Source organism: Caballeronia sp. GAFFF2 (assembly GCF_023631485.1).
GTDB lineage: Bacteria > Pseudomonadota > Gammaproteobacteria > Burkholderiales > Burkholderiaceae > Caballeronia.
In genome coordinates, this window is record NZ_JALQDA010000060.1 from 1 (window position 1) to 15,852 (window position 15,852).

Here is a 15,852-nt window from a genome sequence, read left to right on the forward strand (position 1 = left end):
TAGTCATATACACAGTCTTATGCCTACCCGCTATTGTAAGTGGGAGACTGTGTCCGGTCTTTCACGGGGCTGTTCCATGTGCTGCGGGGATGTCATGCGGAACGACTACTTTCGCTGGGAAGCGAATGCCCCGCAGACATTCCCAATTGCCCTAACTACGCTGCATTAGCGAATTAGTGCACCCAGTAGCAGAATTAACGCACTTCTACAACGGCCCAGTCGAGTCCCGCCTGGCTAGCTTGCGCGGCGAACTTCGACACGTCCCCGAAGCTGATGCCGATGGCGCGGCTGATCTGCCGATGCGTCAGGCCACACGCCCACTTGAGTCGCAGGACTTCCTTCGATTTGCGCATGCTCATCCGAGGTGTCGGCATCGGCGCTTCTCCCGCAAAAAAGGGAGCAGGTTCCAGCCTGATGGCACGCAATTGTTTCCTCGCTTTTGCAATAGCCACGATCCGCAAATACCGTGAGCTTCTCAACCCCCATCTCCGCACGAGCAAGCTTGGGTGTCGACGCTAAATGATCGCGGTCAAACCCGTCATTGGTGACGACATGCGCGACAATTAGATGGTGCTTCGTGTCCACCGCTGTTTGCACGTTGTCGCCAACGACTACGGTGCCTCGCGTCTTCATTGATCGCGCATCGGGATCCGTGAGCCATACTTGTCCGTCGCGTGCCCTTGAGTTGGACCGCAATCTTCTTGAGAACTTGCATTTATTCCTTCAAGGCTGCGATCTTGTCTTTCAGCCGCTCTGTTCTGGCCTTCACGATCGCAGGCTCCTGACGATCAGCCGTGTCGAGCGCTTGGAGATATCGAGCAATACTCGACTCGATATCACGCATGCGCCGTTCGAGCTTGGCGTTCGTGAAGTTGCGGTCGCGATGGTTCACCGCCTTGAACTTGCTACCGTCGATCGCAACGATTACTTTAGAGAAGAGGTCCAGACGCTGGCATAGCATTACGAACTGACGGCAAACATCGCGAATACGTCTGCTGTTGTCGTCCGGAACCGAGCTATGGTTTTGAAGTCGGGCGCAAGTCGACCCGTGATCCACATAAGTTCGATGTTTCGCTGCGCCTCACGTTCAAAACGACGACTGGACTGAATGCGATTAAGATAGCCGTAGGTATAGATCTTACGCAGCACCTCAGGATGATAAAGACGGCCTGCCGGTCGACGCAGATTGAATGCGATCGAACCCGAGAGCATCAAAATCAAGTTCATTTACAAAGACATCGATTACGCACACTGGATTCGTGTCCGTCACGTAGTCCTCAAGTGCTTCGGGCAGCAGAAGCTCTGGTTACGATCGTCGCCTTGAACGAACCGCTTCACTTTGCGCACTCCCTTTGGTTACACAGCAAAAATCTAGCGTCTCAAAATGCGTTTTGACACTATCTGGACCGATTGCAGAGGTTCACGGTCCAACACCCGGAGCCAACCCCTAGCGGACTCGTTTCCTTCTGCTTTCCGCGGATGGCGTAAACGTCATGGCTGCTTTTCCCAACCTTGGAAGTTTGCCACTGGAAAGAACTAGCGTGAAAACCGCCCCCTCGCGCTCTTCCAAGCCTTTACATCATCGTCGTCGATCCAGCTTGCGGCGAGTTAACGAGCCGCGCTACAGCCGCAACGACTACGTTACCATCGTTGATCTTTACTTTGATTCGTGGCCGTCTTCGGCTGCGACCTCCATGTTGCTCGGACGGGAAAACGAAATGCCCGTTTTCCACAAGCATTTGTATCAAGTCGTCGTGAGGGTTCAACGGATCGAACCGTTTGAGGTTCATGGGAACCACGCGGTCCGCATCCAAGAACGCGGCGAGTCCCGCACGCAGGTTGACTTCTTGGTCATTTGAACCGCTATAAGACGCATCTTTTCCATCCGAGTTGTTCGCTCAGTTCGGGAATAAGACCCGCTTTCGCATTGTGCAGGGACATGGTATGGTCCGTGGCGCGATCGATAACTATAGAAATAGCTACCGAGCGCGTCATCTTGACGCCCGGCAAAACGGCAAAATCATGAGACAATTAGTTGTCTTTAATCAAATAAACAGCCGCCATGTCCGACGCGATCCGCGCGCGGCGCGATCCCCCACGGTGCTCCACCTGTGTAGTGCGCCATCTCTGTGTGCCAGAAGGGCTTAGTGCTCGTGACATCGGTAAGTTCGAACAAGTGATCTCGGCCGCGCACCTGGTACGGCGCGGCGAAGCGCTCTTCCGCGCGGGCGACGCATTTAACGCGCTCTTCGCGGTGCGCTCCGGCTCGCTCAAAACCGTTGCGATCCGTGACGGCGGGCGCAAACAGGTCACCGGCCTCATGCTTGCAGCCGACCCACTTGGGCTCGACGGTATTGGCGACGGCCAGCACACCTACGACGCAATTGCGCTCGAGGATAGCTCTGTGTGCGTCATTCCGTATTCGCTTTTTGAGCGCATATGCCGCGAGATGGAGACGCTGCAAAAACGCGTGTTACGGATGCTCGGACAGGCGATCAATCGCGAGTCGGATCACGCCCTGCGTCTCGCCATGTTGCGCGCGGACGAACGCGTTGCGCGCTTGCTGCTCGATTTGTCCGCACGGCTCGCCAAGCGCGGTTATGCAGCGGATGAGTTCACACTCCGAATGACGCGCGACGATATCGGAAGTTACCTTGGTTTAACCCTCGAAACCGTGAGTCGCACGCTGTCACGTTTTGACAAGATCGGCCTCATCGATGCGAAGGGCAAAGCCGTTCGCATCCGGGATTTCGAACGCCTGCGCAGTATTGGAGCTGGTTAGCGCCGACTGTCATAATGAGCAGGAAAATGCCGAATAAACGATTTTGGCGCTCAGCGATACTTTCACTTCGATCGGTGCTTTTCAGCGCTCATCTCTCATTGCGTTGCGCACAGGTCGATTCGAGAGCGCAAGATGATCCGGACGTCTCAAAAAATGATTGTCGCGATCACCGTATCGCTATAACTGCCTGGCGGCGGTGTCGGTTGCGGCAGCACGCGCGAATACACCGGAATGGTTTGCGTCGCGCCGTTGCCAGTGCCGCTTACGGTCGTCGATCCCGACGTGCCATCGCCCCAAGGTACCGAATACGATGCGCTCGGATACAGCCCGTAGCCGATCTTGTCGCTGCCGCCGGCGAGCGTCATGTAGCGCGTCGCGGATGTCGCGTTGACGCCGTTTCCCGCCGAAAGCGAAATGGCATACGCACCCGCATTGGTGCAGGCCACGGATAAGCTGCCCGCCGCCGTCAACGTCGAGGAGAGTAGACCCTTAGAGCCGAAGTCAATATTCGACGCCGAGATCGTGCAGTCGTTAATGACGTTCGCCGTCACGGGAAACGAGAAAGACCCGGATAAAACCGGTAGCGCGAGGCAGTCGAGAAACGTGCCGGTGGTCGGCAGCGTCTGATAGCCGACAATCGCCGTGCTGCCGAACGTGGCGCCGAAGCTGCCCGCCTGCACGCTCGATTGTGACGGCAGTATCTTGCCGTACACAGTCACGGTCGTGTTCACCGCGCCCGCGTTCACCGGTAAATCGTAAAACGCGGGAGCATAGGGACCAAAGATCGAGCCGACCACGCTTGTGCCCGCCGAATCGCTATAGAGGTTGTATTGCAACGTGCTCACGCCGTTCGTCATGTACCGCGGCGCATAGCTCGTCTGCCCGACGCCCGGCCCGAGCGCGACACACACGCGCAACTTTGCGAGCAGCCCGGAGCATTTGATGGCGATGGTCGCGCTCGCGCTCGGCGTTCCCGTCACCGGACTGTACGAGCCGAAGCTCATGCCCGTCGATATAGCCGTGCAGACCTGCGCTTGCGCGTTGCCCGCGGCCAGTGCGCAAAGCACGAACACGATCAGCGCAATCACATGACGAAGCAGTTTCATCGCGTCACCGCATGGCAGACGAACGGCCCGAGCGTTTCGAGCGACTGAGCGGTTTGCGGCGCGAACGCGATATCGGCTTCGCAGGAACCGGCATTCCATTGAGCGAACACATGATTTTGCGCCTTGAGATCGTCGATGAAGGTGAGGCCATCATAGCCCACGAGGTATTGTTTGCCGCTTGCGCTCACGATGGCGTGCGCGCCCGGCTGCAAGGGCTTGCCGTTGTCGTCGACGAGCTTGAGCTGCGCGCCGCTGAAGTGCTCGATGGAAAAGCGCGCCAGCACGCCCGCGCGCGCTTGCGGCGCGATGTTCAGGCTCGTCGCGCTGATCGACGTGGTCGCGGGCAGTCCGAGCGGGTCGATGGCGAGATGGTTCGAATCGTAGGCGAGCAGGTTCGGCACCAGCAGATGACCCGCGCCATTGGTCTTGCCGATCAGCCGGTTCTCGTGCAGCACGGGAACGTTTGCCACGCCGTTCGTATCGACCACGGCGAAGGCGTCGTCGATGCGGCGGCCCGCGAGCACGTCGCCTGCCATCAGCACGATGGAGCCGGAGCCGTCGAGCTCGGTCGCCGTGCGTCCGCGGTTCTGATACACCGAGCCGATCACATCGCCATAACGATTGCGATACGTGCCCTGCGCGAGTCCCTGCACACTGCCGTTCTGCTGGCCGCCCTGCACTTGCCAGCCGAAGCCGCCGTCGTAATCCGGCGTGCGCGAGAGCGAGGCATTCATGAGCGGCGAATGCTGGTCGAAACCGCCGCTCACGCTCGCGTTCATGCTGCTGCCGATTGGCATGCTGAGCGCGATGAAGAGCCCCGCATTGCGCGTCGTGCCGAAGTCGCGATAGACGCTTGCCGAGAGCGCGACGCGCCCGCCTATCGACGACGAATACGCGAGCGAGCCGATGCGCGCGCGGCCCGAGTAACTATCGTTGACGCCGACGTATGTCATGCTCACTGCGCCCGGCTGGCCGACGATCTGCAAGGGCACGGCCACCGTTGCGCGGTCGGTCGATGCCGGCGCGGGCGCGCCTTCGCTCGAGGCCAGATCGCCGTAATGCGACGTTGCGCGCTGCACTTGCATGTCGACGGACAAAAGCGGCGCGCGGTACTGCCAGCCTGCGCTGAACTGCGCGCCCGCGCCGGTGGTGGTCGATCCCGCGACGGGAACGCCGCCCTCGTAGCCGATGGTCTGTACCGTGCTCTTGCCCGTGCTTGCCGCCACGGAGACGTTGACCACGCCCGCTGCGCCCGCGCGGATCAGGCCGCCCACGCCCAGATTGACGATGTGACGCGTCGCTTCGGCATGTGCCTCGACCGTGAAACGTTCGGAAACACCATGGCGAAGCGACGCGGACAGCGACGGCTCGCCCGAATAGCCGAGCGATTCGAAACCATAGTTGCGGCGCAGAAAGCCGCCTTCCATCGAAAAATCGGTGAGACCGGTGGCGAGCAGACGCGCGTCGATATAGAGCGGCACCGTGGTCATCACGTTGCGGCCGAGTGCATCGCGCGTGACGATGGTTGCCTCGCCCGCGCCCGTCACCGCCGGCACCGCATTGATGACGAACGGGCCGGATGGCGCCTGACCGCTGTATTGACGCACGTTGTTCACGTAGAGATCCACGGCGGTGGGCACGGCCGCCGAGCCGCCGAGCGTCGGCACCGGATAAGTCACGAGGTCGGGACGCAGCGAAAAGTCGCGCGATACCTGCACGCCGCCGAGACGCACCGCGCGCGTCCAGGAGAGCGACGAGCTGATCGTGTCGCCAATGCGGGTGGTGATCATCGTGTCGGGGTTCGAGCGCCGCCACGACGTATCGAGGCGCGTGTAGCCCGTGCGTTCGCCGTATCGGTAAGCGGTGCCGGTGTTGCTGAAGGTGCCGCCCGGATAAAACAAGCGCTCCTCGCTGAAGAGCGCGTAGCGCGACTCGTATTGGGGCTGCGCGGTGAATTCATAGTTGATAAGCGCGCCGGTGGCCGTGGAGGTCGTCGGGCGGCGCAACGAGCCGTCGTTAAGTGTGGACGGCACACGGCGCGCGTCGCTGACACGGATATCGATGCGCTGCAGTTCCGGCCGGTACGCATACGACAGCCCGGCGATGGTCGCAAGCGCCACGCGGCCTTGCGCATCCACGGGCGTCTCCCCCGCGAGGATGCCGATCTCCGCGAGCTCACGCGGCATGGCGTGGAGCGCACCGTCCACCATGAAAAACTGCGCGACCTGATCCGTGGAGATGTCGTTGATGACCACTTCCAGATAGAGCACGCCATCGCGTTTGGGGTTCGCCGCGCTGGCCGCGCTGGCAGCACTGGCAGCACTGGCGCTGGCGGATGCCACGGGCGACGTCACCATCTGCGCGGCCCACGCGGCGCTCACCGCCATGCTGAGACTGGCGCTCGCCGCGAGCACGAACGGCAGACGCGCACGCGCGCGCCTGCCGCCGCGCCTTTTGCGGCTCTCGACATGACCGGCCTTCACGTCACGTCACTTCGCCGACGAGACGACGAGCGGGCTAGCGAGCGAGATCTGCGTCGAGACGGGCGTGCCGTTGATGGTCGCGTGCACGGTGGCGGTGGTTGCGGTGCTGGCGGCATCCGCAACAGGCCATTGGCGTGTCGCGTGCGCCAGCGCGTAACCGAGGAGTCCCGGCGCCATTTCGGTGACGCGGCCGTCCGGCCATTCGATCCGCACCTGGCTCAGTTGCGCGTGCAGCGCATCGGCATTGGCGGCGCGCAACATCAGGCGCGCGGGCGCGGCTTTCGGATCGGCGCCGGCGCTTGCGCGCTCCAGCGTGAAATCGACCTTAGGCGTGGCGGGGCCGGACGTGGCGTTCGCGAAGACGGGCACCGAATAGCGCAACTGCATGCGCACGCCAGTCGTGCGGGCGGTTTCGGCTTGCGGAATCTCGTCCACCAGCAGGCGATACGTCTCCTCGCCGCGCGGCGCTTCGCGGCTCGTGCGCAAGATGCGTACGGTTTGCTCGCCACCGGCAGGAATGCTGATGATCGGCGGGCTTGCAACGATGCCGCGCGCTTCGTCGAGACGGTCTTCGTCGAGCGTTTGCGACCAGCCGAACACGCGCACTTGCGCGGTGATGGTCTCGCTGCCGCGGTTCTGCAGCTTCATGACGGCGGCGGGTTGTTCGGGCGAAAGATCGACGCGGATGGGCGAAACCTGCAGCGCACCGGCATGCGCGGGCACGGCGAGCGCCACGGCAAGCGCCCCGGCCGCGAGCTTGAAAGAACGGAAAAAGGACATCGCCGGGGCCTCAGAATGTAACCGTCGCCGTGATGGTCGACGTGTAGGCGCCCGCCGCCGGGGCGGTTTGCGTCGGCACTCGGCCATAGACGGTGAGGGCTTGCGAGGAGCCGGTGCCGGTGCCCGAGAGCGTATCGGTGCCGATCGTTTGGCCCCAGTTCTGAGTGCGCGCCGAGTCGCGATAGAGGCCGAAGTTGACTGTCGGATTGGGTGAACCCATGCCGCCCAGAAGACGCGTCGCCACGGCCGAGCCGCTTACCGAGCCCTGATCCAGCCCGATGTTGTAGGCCGTGCCCTTCGTGCAGGTCACGTTGACCGTGGTTGTTTGGTCGATGTTTGTCTGGATAATGCCCGTCGAGCCGAAATCGAGCGAATTGGCGGTGATGTCGCAATCGGCTTGAATGGTCAGCGACACGGTGAACGTCGCCGTCTTAGATGTCGCGCCCTCTGCTGCTAGGGGTAAACCGCTTGCCAGTGTGAGGACGAGCGCGATCTCACCTGCGCGACGGACCAATCGCGCGGTTCTCTCAATATTTTTCCGCATTATTTCTCCGAATATGCGTGTGTGTGCGGAGCCACCAGATTAACGGCCGCTCCCTGCTTCCTTAACGGCCAAGCAACAATCCTCTTAAGTCCGAAGCCATCGAAGTTTTCTATCGAAACTTCGTTTGCGTTACCAAAACTTGACTGTCCTAGCACTGCCGAGAGCACGCTCGCCCCCGCGTTGACCAGATCGAAGACGCTCGAAGTCAAATACCCTACGAAGCACTCATCTACTGAAGCCTCGTTGCATTAGCAACGCCGACGAGTGAGGTTTGGCAAACAACTTCGAAGCTAGCCATTACCCTAGAATGCGCCTCAGGGGCAGGAAATGAAATGGCCGTTCGGATTTTGGGAGCACGAGGCATGGCTGGGGCATTTTTCCTCCATCCACTAAGTCGCTGGTCCTGACCGTCTGATCATTTTAAAGTTTGGAGCGTGGACACCCCCGCGAGCAATTAACGCTCGAACCAACTATAATCGCAACCTTCAGTGAACGACTTATCAATTTGATGAGCAAGACATTTTTATATCTGGCGATATAGGTTGTGCGCCAATTATAGGCTGGATTATCGCTCCGAAGAGAGCAACAAAAGGAGAATCAAATGGTTTTCTCTTTAAGGGTCCAAACACATCGAATTTCCGCGCGCGCAGCCGACGAGCTCATTGAGCACATTACGCTAATGATCATACAGATTGAACTGCTTTCTGCCACTACTCAGATGCCCGGATTAGATACAGCCCATTGGGCGGATCTTTTGCGTCGATTGATAGCAAGCGAACAGTGCAACCAAGACCAACGAGTACGGGCGAGAGGCCTATTACATAAAATTCGCTCTTCGGCGATTAAAAAAAATGGGACTAAGTGCTGCGCCATTAAGCTTTACGAAAATGTGAACCAACGTAGGGGAAATGCCATGATGAACAATTTCCTGTCGAACAATCGAAGTGAACTGATTGAACGATGCAGACTTCGCGTCGTCGCCCGGTCTTCTTTCACTCATGCTTCGGAACGGTTAGAAACCGGAATCCCGTTATTCTTAGACCAATTGATCGTAACCCTGCGCGTAGAACAGGGCAGCGACCCGCTAACAAGTCGTGCCATATTCGGCCCTAGTTTGGGATCGAGCGACGCTTCCGAGATGGGCGCATCGGCAGGACAATACGCAAATAAGCTGCAGCTTTTGAATGTGTCCATAGAAGAGGTCGTTCATCAATACGGCGATCTCTGCCAAGTTATCATGGCACTTGCTCGCGAACCCGATGTCCCGTTTCTGGTAGATGAATATCAAACGTTAAACCGTTGTCTTGACAACGCAATCGCAAAGGCGGTTATGGAGTTCGCTTATCAGCGCGGTAACGCCGATCGTAGCGCTCAAGGAAAACAGGACCGAGAAGACACAGCGGCACTTGTTCACGAACTACGCAACGCGTTGTCGAGTGCGACTATAGCGTTCGAAGCGGCGAAGAAAGGTAACTTGAATCTTAACGGCGCAACAGGCACAGTCCTCCAGCGCGGACTTGATAGTCTACGCAGCCTGATCAATCGGTCACTTGACGAACTTAAAGGAGAGACGGACAAAGGGCTTTCGAGTGAGAAGTTTCAATTGGCGGGATTTATTCAGGATGTGGCGCCCGCCGCAACGTTGGCCGCGCACGTTCGTGATGTTGCTTTTACGGCTCTGCCAATCGAACAAGGTCTCGCCGTTTGGGCAGACCGCGACGAATTATATTCCGCAGTGACTAGTCTAGTGCAAAACGGTTTTAAATTCACAAAACCGATACCGAGGTGGAGCTCGTCGCCTACGCGGCAGGAGACCGCATTTTAATCGAAGTACGTGACCACTGCGGCGGACTTCCTCGTGGCAGCGCCGCAACCATGTTCCAACCTTTCACGCAACAATCGAAAGACAAAAGTGGTTTAGACATGGGGCTCTCAATCACTAAAGGGATCATTGAATCGTTTGATGGTAACTTGACGGTAACTAATCGGCCCGGTGTCGGATGCATATTCACGATTAATTTGCCGCACCATAGCATCTGAGTCAAAGAACCTCATCCCTACTGCGAACAGCACGTTGCGCTTTTCCACGACCGCAGCGCGCAAAACCTTTTCGTAGATTGTCGGAACGCGCTCCAAAAATAATCGAATAAATCCCGAGCGCGCAGGTTGGCTGTCCCCTTTGGCTGGTAAGGCCGTCAAACCAAATGAAGTGGATACCCTTAAGTTTTAGTATCCAATGCCGTCATTGAATAAAGAGTTCCATTTTTGGCCGTGACCGGATATTGCGGTCATCTAACAATCTCCGAAACCGAGGGAGCAGCAGCCCGATCGCTTACTTGGAACAGCCGATTTCCATATGGGTGATAGAGCGATACTCCGCTGGCATGAGCAACCAATGATCGCACCGCCCTATCCTCTCGATGAAGATGCTCGACTGAGCACGCTGCGCTCTGCGTGTATTTTGGATACACCGCCCGACTCTGTTTTTGACGACATCACCCGACTCGCCTCCGACATTTTTGAAGTGCCAATCTCGCTGGTGACCCTAGTAGACAAGGACCGTCAGTGGTTCAAATCTCGTGTTGGTATGCACGTCACCGAGACGGCCCGGGAAACGTCGTTTTGCGCACATGCGATTTTAGCCCGTGAACCAATGGTGGTGCTCGATACCCACCACGATGACCGATTTCATGACAATCCATTGGTCACCGGATCGCCGTTCATCCGCTTCTATGCTGGTGCACCGCTTGTGACACACAACGGCCACGCCGTCGGAACGCTGTGCATCATTGGTACGACTCCCCGAGCGTCTTTCGGCGCTCAAGAACGATCCCATCTGTCAGCGTTAGCCAATCTGATTGCGCAGCGTATTGACACGTTGCGCTCGACGGCCTGTCGCGACAGAGTGACGGGACTGCCCAATCTGACGCGTTTTCTAGACGATTTGGCGCTCCGCGACGAACAGCACGGCGTGGCTGTACATGCGTCGACGCAGGCGGTGTTGATCGATGTCTGTACGCTGGACTATATCAACCGCATGGTCGTTGCCATCGGATTGGAGTCGATCAACGCCGTAGCGGTCGAGACAACCAAACGACTGACCGACGCGCTTGGTCCGGGCATAACGCTTTATCGAATCGGCTATGCGCGATACGGTCTCGTCACAGAAGCGTCCTGTACCGGACTTGGGAGGCTCGTTGACTGCATCACGGGCGCGTTCGAACGGCCTTTAGCTGCGGGCGTGGACCTGCCGATCGATGTCACGCCGTCTATCGGTGTCGTTCGACTTAGCGACGCCGTAAATCCACCCGACATGATCGCCGCGTTGATTTTCGCATCAGAGCGCGCTCGCGAAACTCAGACACGTGCGGTGTATTACGACTTGGAAATGGGACGTCATCGAAATCGTGCGTTCATCCTGATCAACTCGTTCAAGGATGCACTTTCAACAAATCAATTGCGTCTCGTCTATCAACCTCGCGTCCGGTTAAGCGATGGTGTTTGCGTGAGCGCGGAAGCGCTTGTGCGCTGGCGTCACCCCCAGCTTGGAGAAATCTCTCCGGGCGAATTTATTCCGCTCGTCGAGAACACGGCGCTTGTCAACGCATTGACCGATTGGGTGCTCACTGCGGCGTTAAGACAGCTTGCGATGTGGCAATCGAGTCATCCGACACTCCGTGTATCAGTGAATGCTGTCGCGTCAGACTTGACGCGCGATAATTTTGTGCCATTGGTCGAATCGACACTTAAATCGTGCAATGTTGGCGCTCAACGACTGGAGATCGAAGTGACAGAGGGGTCGCTCATGCGCCATTGCGATCGCACCGCGTTAGCAGTCGGTCGGCTTCGCGAGATTGGCGTGGCGCTTGCAATCGACGACTTTGGATCCGGATTCAGCAACCTTGCGCAGCTTAGCCACCTCGATGTGGCAACCGTGAAGATCGACCAGGCACTCGTCAGAGCAATATCAGTCAGCCCGCGTGACGCAACAATCGTTCGGACGGTGATTCGCCTTGTCCATGAATTAGGTTACACCGCCGTAGCAGAGGGAGTTGAGACCGCCGAAATACTCGGGCAGGTCAAAGCGTGGGGGTGCGACGAAGTTCAAGGCTATTTCACTGGCCGGCCGATGGAGGCAGACATATTTTCGGCTTGGCTCGACGTCGAGCAGCATGTCATGCCGCTGTAGCAAGCTGACACGTGTGACTTCGAGTGTTGCATGCTCAGTTCCCTTCGTGATGAATCGTCAAACATAAATGTCGTCAGCTTCAATGTGCATCGATGAGTACTTAGGGCGTTAAATGGAACGGTCAGTCGAACAAGTTTTATTAACTCGGATTCGAAAATACTACGAATCTCTCTCGCGGCCGACAGCGCGAGAGAACGACGCTATCCAAGAGCAGCTGTTCCGTACGCTCGTCGGACGAACGGAGATGATTGTACTTGGAGGAGTCAGCGTCGTCAGTCTCGATCTGACCTACGCCTTCTCCGATTTCCTGACGGGCATTATCCTTTTTGCTATTGCGGTGTGTGGCGTAGTGAATCGCATCGTGGTTACGCGTTGGATTCATCAAAATTTCAGCGAAGGCGTCTACACACGGCATCGGATCATATCCTCGGGGCTGATATGGTCCGTGATCATCGGGTCGACTGGCTGCGTCACAGCCATGTCAGGAGATATGTTGCTTACCGTGATGAGCGCATGTGTCATGACCGGCCTAGCTTTCGGCGCAACTTTTACCAACGCCGGTGCCCCAAAGTTTGCAAAGCTACAGGTTGTTTTGATCGTCGTCCCGTTCCTCGCGGCCTGTGCGATCTCGCCTGCACTGCATATGAAGTGGATCGCTATCCAAGGCCCCGTCTGGATTGTCGGCATGTTTATTACCGTCGACAAGGCTTATCGAGCGGCCGCGGCGCTCATCCATGCGCAGCTACGAATTGTGTTTCTTGCAACCAAAGACTCGCTCACGGGATTGAACAACCGTGCCAAGATAATGGAAATTATCGACACGCTTTCAAAGCGCCGTGTCGATGATAGCGGCATCTCAGAGGAAGTGTTTGTGCTGTTCCTAGAGCTCGACGGATTTAAGGCAGTGAATGATACTTTCGGCCATGGTGCGGGTGACGAGCTGCTGCAAGCGGTAGCAAATCGCCTGAATGCCCTTGCTGGAATTGACGACCATATCGGGAGGTTGGGCGGTGACGAGTTCGCCTTCGTTTTGGATAACAAAACTTGCTCGCAGACGTATCAGCTTGCCAATCTCATTGTCGAAGCCATTTCGACTCCATTTACTTGAGAAATAACAGCTTGGTTAAAATAGGGGTGAGTGTTGGTGGGGCGTCTCTTACGACAGGCTCTGCTGCCAGCGCGTTTGAAACAGCCGATCGGCTGCTTTACGTCGCCAAACGCGCCGGAAAAGGAACAGTGCGACTCGAATGCACGGCTTAGGGACGAGACAACGAATTTTGCGATGGGTATCCGTCAGCGCAACCCGTCTTGATTTTCCGCATGCATGATGCGAAGGTTTGGCCATTGTAATGGTTGGAGTGATGCGATGGACGACGACGCGGTGGGCCGAGCTGCTGCGCGAACGCGCACGCGACGCCCTCGCCAGGGCGAAGCGTTCTGGCGAGAGATGGTTGCAGCATGGAAGATGAGCGGCGTTGGCACTCGACATTTTTGTCGCGAACAAGGCATTGCCGTAAGCACTTTCGGATTGTGGCGCAAGAAGTTTGCGGGCGAAACGGCAGCAATGAGTCCGCTGGCCGTGACGGCCGACGCCGCGTTTGTCATTGCTCGCCTCGAAGGTGAGCCTGCAGCGACACAATCATCTGCGTCAGTCGATACGCCAGCATCGTCGACGCGTGATCGCGTGACGTTATCGATCGCCGGCGTTCGCATCGAAATGAGTGGCGTGCATGCCGAGCGCATCGTGCGCTTCGTGCTTGGCCAGCTTTGCGGTGCACGGTGCTGATCGCCGCTGATGTTCGAGCCTACATCTGCCGCGAGCCGGTCGACATGCGCAAGTCGATCGACACTCTGTCGTATCTGGTCGAACCGCTGCTTGCGCAGAAGCCGGCTTCGGGCAACTTGTTCGTGTTCGTCGGGCGTGACCGCACGAAGGTGAAGTGCCTCTATTGGGACCGTACCGGATTCGCGCTTTGGTACAAACGACTTGAACACGGACATTTCCCATCACCGGCCTCGCTCGCACAACGCGGCTTCACGCTTGCGGAACTCAATGCGTGGCTCGAAGGTATTGAGATTCCAGCGCGCAAGCCTCATCGCGCCGTCGCGGTGACGCGCGTGGCTTAAACGCTGCCCTGAATCGCGCACAGCGCTCACCGAAGCTTGTAAAACGTCGCGCGAGTTGGGCATCATGCTTGACATGCTGCCCGCCGCCGTCACTGCCGGGATCTGCCACTAGAGCTGGAGGCTCTGCAAGCCTTTGCACTCGAACAGAACCGGCTCGCGTGCGTGTTGTGGGAGCAACTGGAGAGCCTTCAGCATCAGATTGCACAACTCAATCGCGCACGCTTCGGCGCGAGCTCTGAGCGGCTGGCCGGTCAGGCCGAGCTGTTTGACGCCGCCATAGATATTCCAGTTCCTCCCGAGCCAGCGAAGTTTCAAGTCACAGGGCACGCCCGCCGGGGACGCCCTGGCTGCCAAAGGACTTACCACGCACGCGCATCGAATATGACCTGCGCGACGAACAGAAGGCCGCATTCGACGCGCTTGAGCGCATCGGCGAAGGGCGTAGCGAGACGCTGCATTACGAGCCGTCAAGGCTCACGGTCATCGAACATATCCGCTTCAAGTATGCAGCGAAGAAGGATGGCGAGTCGACCATCGTGATGGCGAGCGCTCAGCCCTCGCCGCTGCCCAAGAGTAACGCGAGCGCGAGTCTGCTCGCAAACATCCTAGTGAGCACCTACGTCGATCATCTGCCGTTGAATCGGCAAGAGATGCGCTATGCGCGCCGTGGTATTCACCTGCCGCGGGCCACGCTGTGCGAATGGACGCTGGCCGCAGCAATTGCTCGCTGCGCTTCTGCCGCCGCTGCGCGCGCACCAGTTGCAGGCGCCGCGCATGCACGTTGACGACACGACGCTACTGACCTGCCCCGGTAACTTGAGACCGAACTGATCTAGGATAACGGCGCATCCATACGGAGCGCGTCATGAAGAAGAGTCGATACAGCGATGAGCAGATTGTTCGGATCTTGCGGGAGGCGGACAGTGCGTGAAGTAGCCCCCTGAATCTCAGGACACGAAGACTCTCTTAAATTTGGGATAGTCTTGTGACTAGCTTTACGACTAGGCATAACGTGGAACACATCGAGATTCTGGCTGAACCGGAACGCCGCAGGCGGCGGACGGTGCAAGAGAAAGTCGCCATCGTGCAGGAGACACTGGCTCCCGGCGCGTCGGTATCGGCAGTAGCGCGGCGGCATGGCGTGAACCCGAACCAGGTGTTCGCGTGGCGCAAGCAATATCGGGAAGGCAGTCTGGCAGCGGTGAAGGCAGGCGAGACAGTTGTTCCGGCGTCTGAGCTGGTCGCGGCCATCAAGGAAATCAAGGAACTGCAGCGGCTGCTTGGCAAGAAGACAATGGAGAACGAGATTCTCCGCGAGGCGGTCGAGTGGGGACGGTCAAAAAACCTGATTGCGCGCTCGCCCTTGCTGCCGGGGGACGACCATTGAAAACGGTCTGCGAAGTTCTCGGCGTGGCGCGCTCTGGTGTGGCGGTAAAACGGGTCCGTGCTATCGATTGGCAGGATGGTCGCTGCGCCCGGATGCGCGATGATACGGGCTTGCTCGATGAGATTCGAATGCATGTGACGGGTCTGCCGAGCTACGGCTACCGCCGTATCTGGGCGCTGCTGCGGCGCAGCCGCGAGATGACCCGTGCTCCGTGCGTCAATCACAAACGGGTCTACCGCGTGATGCGCGAGCACCAGTTGCTGTTGCGTCGGCCTGGCGTGCGAAACGACAATTGGCGACATGATGGTCGCGTGGCCGGAACCTGTCCGCATTTTTGTGTGCGAGGCGGTTAGCGGAGTCACCCGCGTGCGTTGGTAAAACGCTCTCCAAACAGGATGGCAAACTGGTTCATCGCGGACGACCAGTCGAACGCCGCGCGTACTGACTTTGCCAG

Annotated in this window: 13 protein-coding genes and 4 pseudogenes; 11 read left to right on the forward strand and 6 right to left on the reverse strand. The window is 58.2% G+C overall.

From position 1 onward, the window contains the following. Positions 1 to 203 precede the first annotated feature (203 nt). Positions 204 to 374 (reverse strand): annotated as a pseudogene (locus tag NCT04_RS33610) (IS21 family transposase); the annotation flags it as partial. A 31-nt stretch (positions 375 to 405) separates the two neighbouring features. Further along, positions 406 to 1,338 (reverse strand): annotated as a pseudogene (locus tag NCT04_RS33615) (transposase); the annotation flags it as partial. A 155-nt stretch (positions 1,339 to 1,493) separates the two neighbouring features. On the opposite strand from NCT04_RS33615, the gene NCT04_RS33620 reads away from it, so the two are divergent. Then, the gene (locus NCT04_RS33620) at positions 1,494 to 1,859 is read left to right on the forward strand and encodes a hypothetical protein (RefSeq protein WP_250470137.1); all 366 of its coding nucleotides are present in this window, start codon (positions 1,494 to 1,496) and stop codon (positions 1,857 to 1,859) included. A 203-nt stretch (positions 1,860 to 2,062) separates the two neighbouring features. After that, positions 2,063 to 2,782, forward strand: coding sequence for a helix-turn-helix domain-containing protein (locus tag NCT04_RS33625; RefSeq protein ID WP_250470138.1), 720 nt, complete (start codon positions 2,063 to 2,065; stop codon positions 2,780 to 2,782). A 146-nt stretch (positions 2,783 to 2,928) separates the two neighbouring features. Here the strand turns inward: NCT04_RS33625 and NCT04_RS33630 are convergent, their stop codons facing one another. Genes NCT04_RS33630 through NCT04_RS33645 form a run of 4 tightly spaced genes read right to left on the reverse strand, consistent with a single transcriptional unit; the run spans position 2,929 to position 7,695 of the window. Next, positions 2,929 to 3,888: a Csu type fimbrial protein gene (locus tag NCT04_RS33630; protein ID WP_250470139.1), complete on the reverse strand. Its 960-nt coding sequence runs from the start codon at positions 3,886 to 3,888 to the stop codon at positions 2,929 to 2,931. Continuing rightward, positions 3,885 to 6,371, reverse strand: a complete 2,487-nt coding sequence (locus tag NCT04_RS33635; protein ID WP_244832086.1) for a fimbria/pilus outer membrane usher protein — start codon at positions 6,369 to 6,371, stop codon at positions 3,885 to 3,887. Before NCT04_RS33635 ends, NCT04_RS33630 begins: the two co-directional genes overlap by 4 nt. Positions 6,372 to 6,377: 6 nt before the next feature. Continuing rightward, positions 6,378 to 7,151 (reverse strand): fimbrial biogenesis chaperone, encoded by a 774-nt coding sequence (locus tag NCT04_RS33640; RefSeq protein WP_244832087.1) that lies wholly within the window; start codon positions 7,149 to 7,151, stop codon positions 6,378 to 6,380. Between the two features lie 10 nt (positions 7,152 to 7,161). Next, entirely contained in the window at positions 7,162 to 7,695 is a 534-nt protein-coding gene (locus NCT04_RS33645) for a Csu type fimbrial protein (RefSeq protein ID WP_370652301.1), read from the reverse strand. Between the two features lie 601 nt (positions 7,696 to 8,296). Here NCT04_RS33645 and NCT04_RS33650 point away from each other — a divergent pair. The 9 genes and pseudogenes from NCT04_RS33650 to NCT04_RS33685 form a co-directional block, all read left to right on the forward strand. Beyond that, a complete protein-coding gene (locus tag NCT04_RS33650) occupies positions 8,297 to 9,520 on the forward strand; it encodes a sensor histidine kinase (protein ID WP_250470140.1) in 1,224 nt (407 codons plus the stop codon). Further along, the gene (locus NCT04_RS33655; RefSeq protein WP_250470141.1) at positions 9,481 to 9,735 is read left to right on the forward strand and encodes a sensor histidine kinase; all 255 of its coding nucleotides are present in this window, start codon (positions 9,481 to 9,483) and stop codon (positions 9,733 to 9,735) included. Before NCT04_RS33650 ends, NCT04_RS33655 begins: the two co-directional genes overlap by 40 nt. 355 nt (positions 9,736 to 10,090) lie before the next feature. After that, positions 10,091 to 11,884, forward strand: a complete 1,794-nt coding sequence (locus NCT04_RS33660; RefSeq protein ID WP_250470142.1) for a sensor domain-containing phosphodiesterase — start codon at positions 10,091 to 10,093, stop codon at positions 11,882 to 11,884. 112 nt (positions 11,885 to 11,996) lie between these two features. Then, positions 11,997 to 12,992 (forward strand): sensor domain-containing diguanylate cyclase, encoded by a 996-nt coding sequence (locus tag NCT04_RS33665; RefSeq protein WP_250470143.1) that lies wholly within the window; start codon positions 11,997 to 11,999, stop codon positions 12,990 to 12,992. A 258-nt stretch (positions 12,993 to 13,250) separates the two neighbouring features. Continuing rightward, positions 13,251 to 13,670 (forward strand): IS66 family insertion sequence element accessory protein TnpA, encoded by a 420-nt coding sequence (gene tnpA, locus NCT04_RS33670; protein WP_250470144.1) that lies wholly within the window; start codon positions 13,251 to 13,253, stop codon positions 13,668 to 13,670. Positions 13,671 to 13,714: 44 nt separating this feature from the next. Then, positions 13,715 to 14,011, forward strand: coding sequence for an IS66 family insertion sequence element accessory protein TnpB (gene tnpB / locus NCT04_RS33675; RefSeq protein WP_250470145.1), 297 nt, complete (start codon positions 13,715 to 13,717; stop codon positions 14,009 to 14,011). Between the two features lie 162 nt (positions 14,012 to 14,173). Continuing rightward, positions 14,174 to 14,281: pseudogene (locus tag NCT04_RS33680) on the forward strand (transposase domain-containing protein); the annotation flags it as partial. Positions 14,282 to 14,550: 269 nt separating this feature from the next. After that, a complete protein-coding gene (locus tag NCT04_RS34805) occupies positions 14,551 to 14,796 on the forward strand; it encodes an IS66 family transposase (protein ID WP_459906074.1) in 246 nt (81 codons plus the stop codon). Positions 14,797 to 15,032: 236 nt separating this feature from the next. Further along, positions 15,033 to 15,715 (forward strand): annotated as a pseudogene (locus NCT04_RS33685) (transposase); the annotation flags it as partial. Positions 15,716 to 15,852 lie beyond the last annotated feature (137 nt).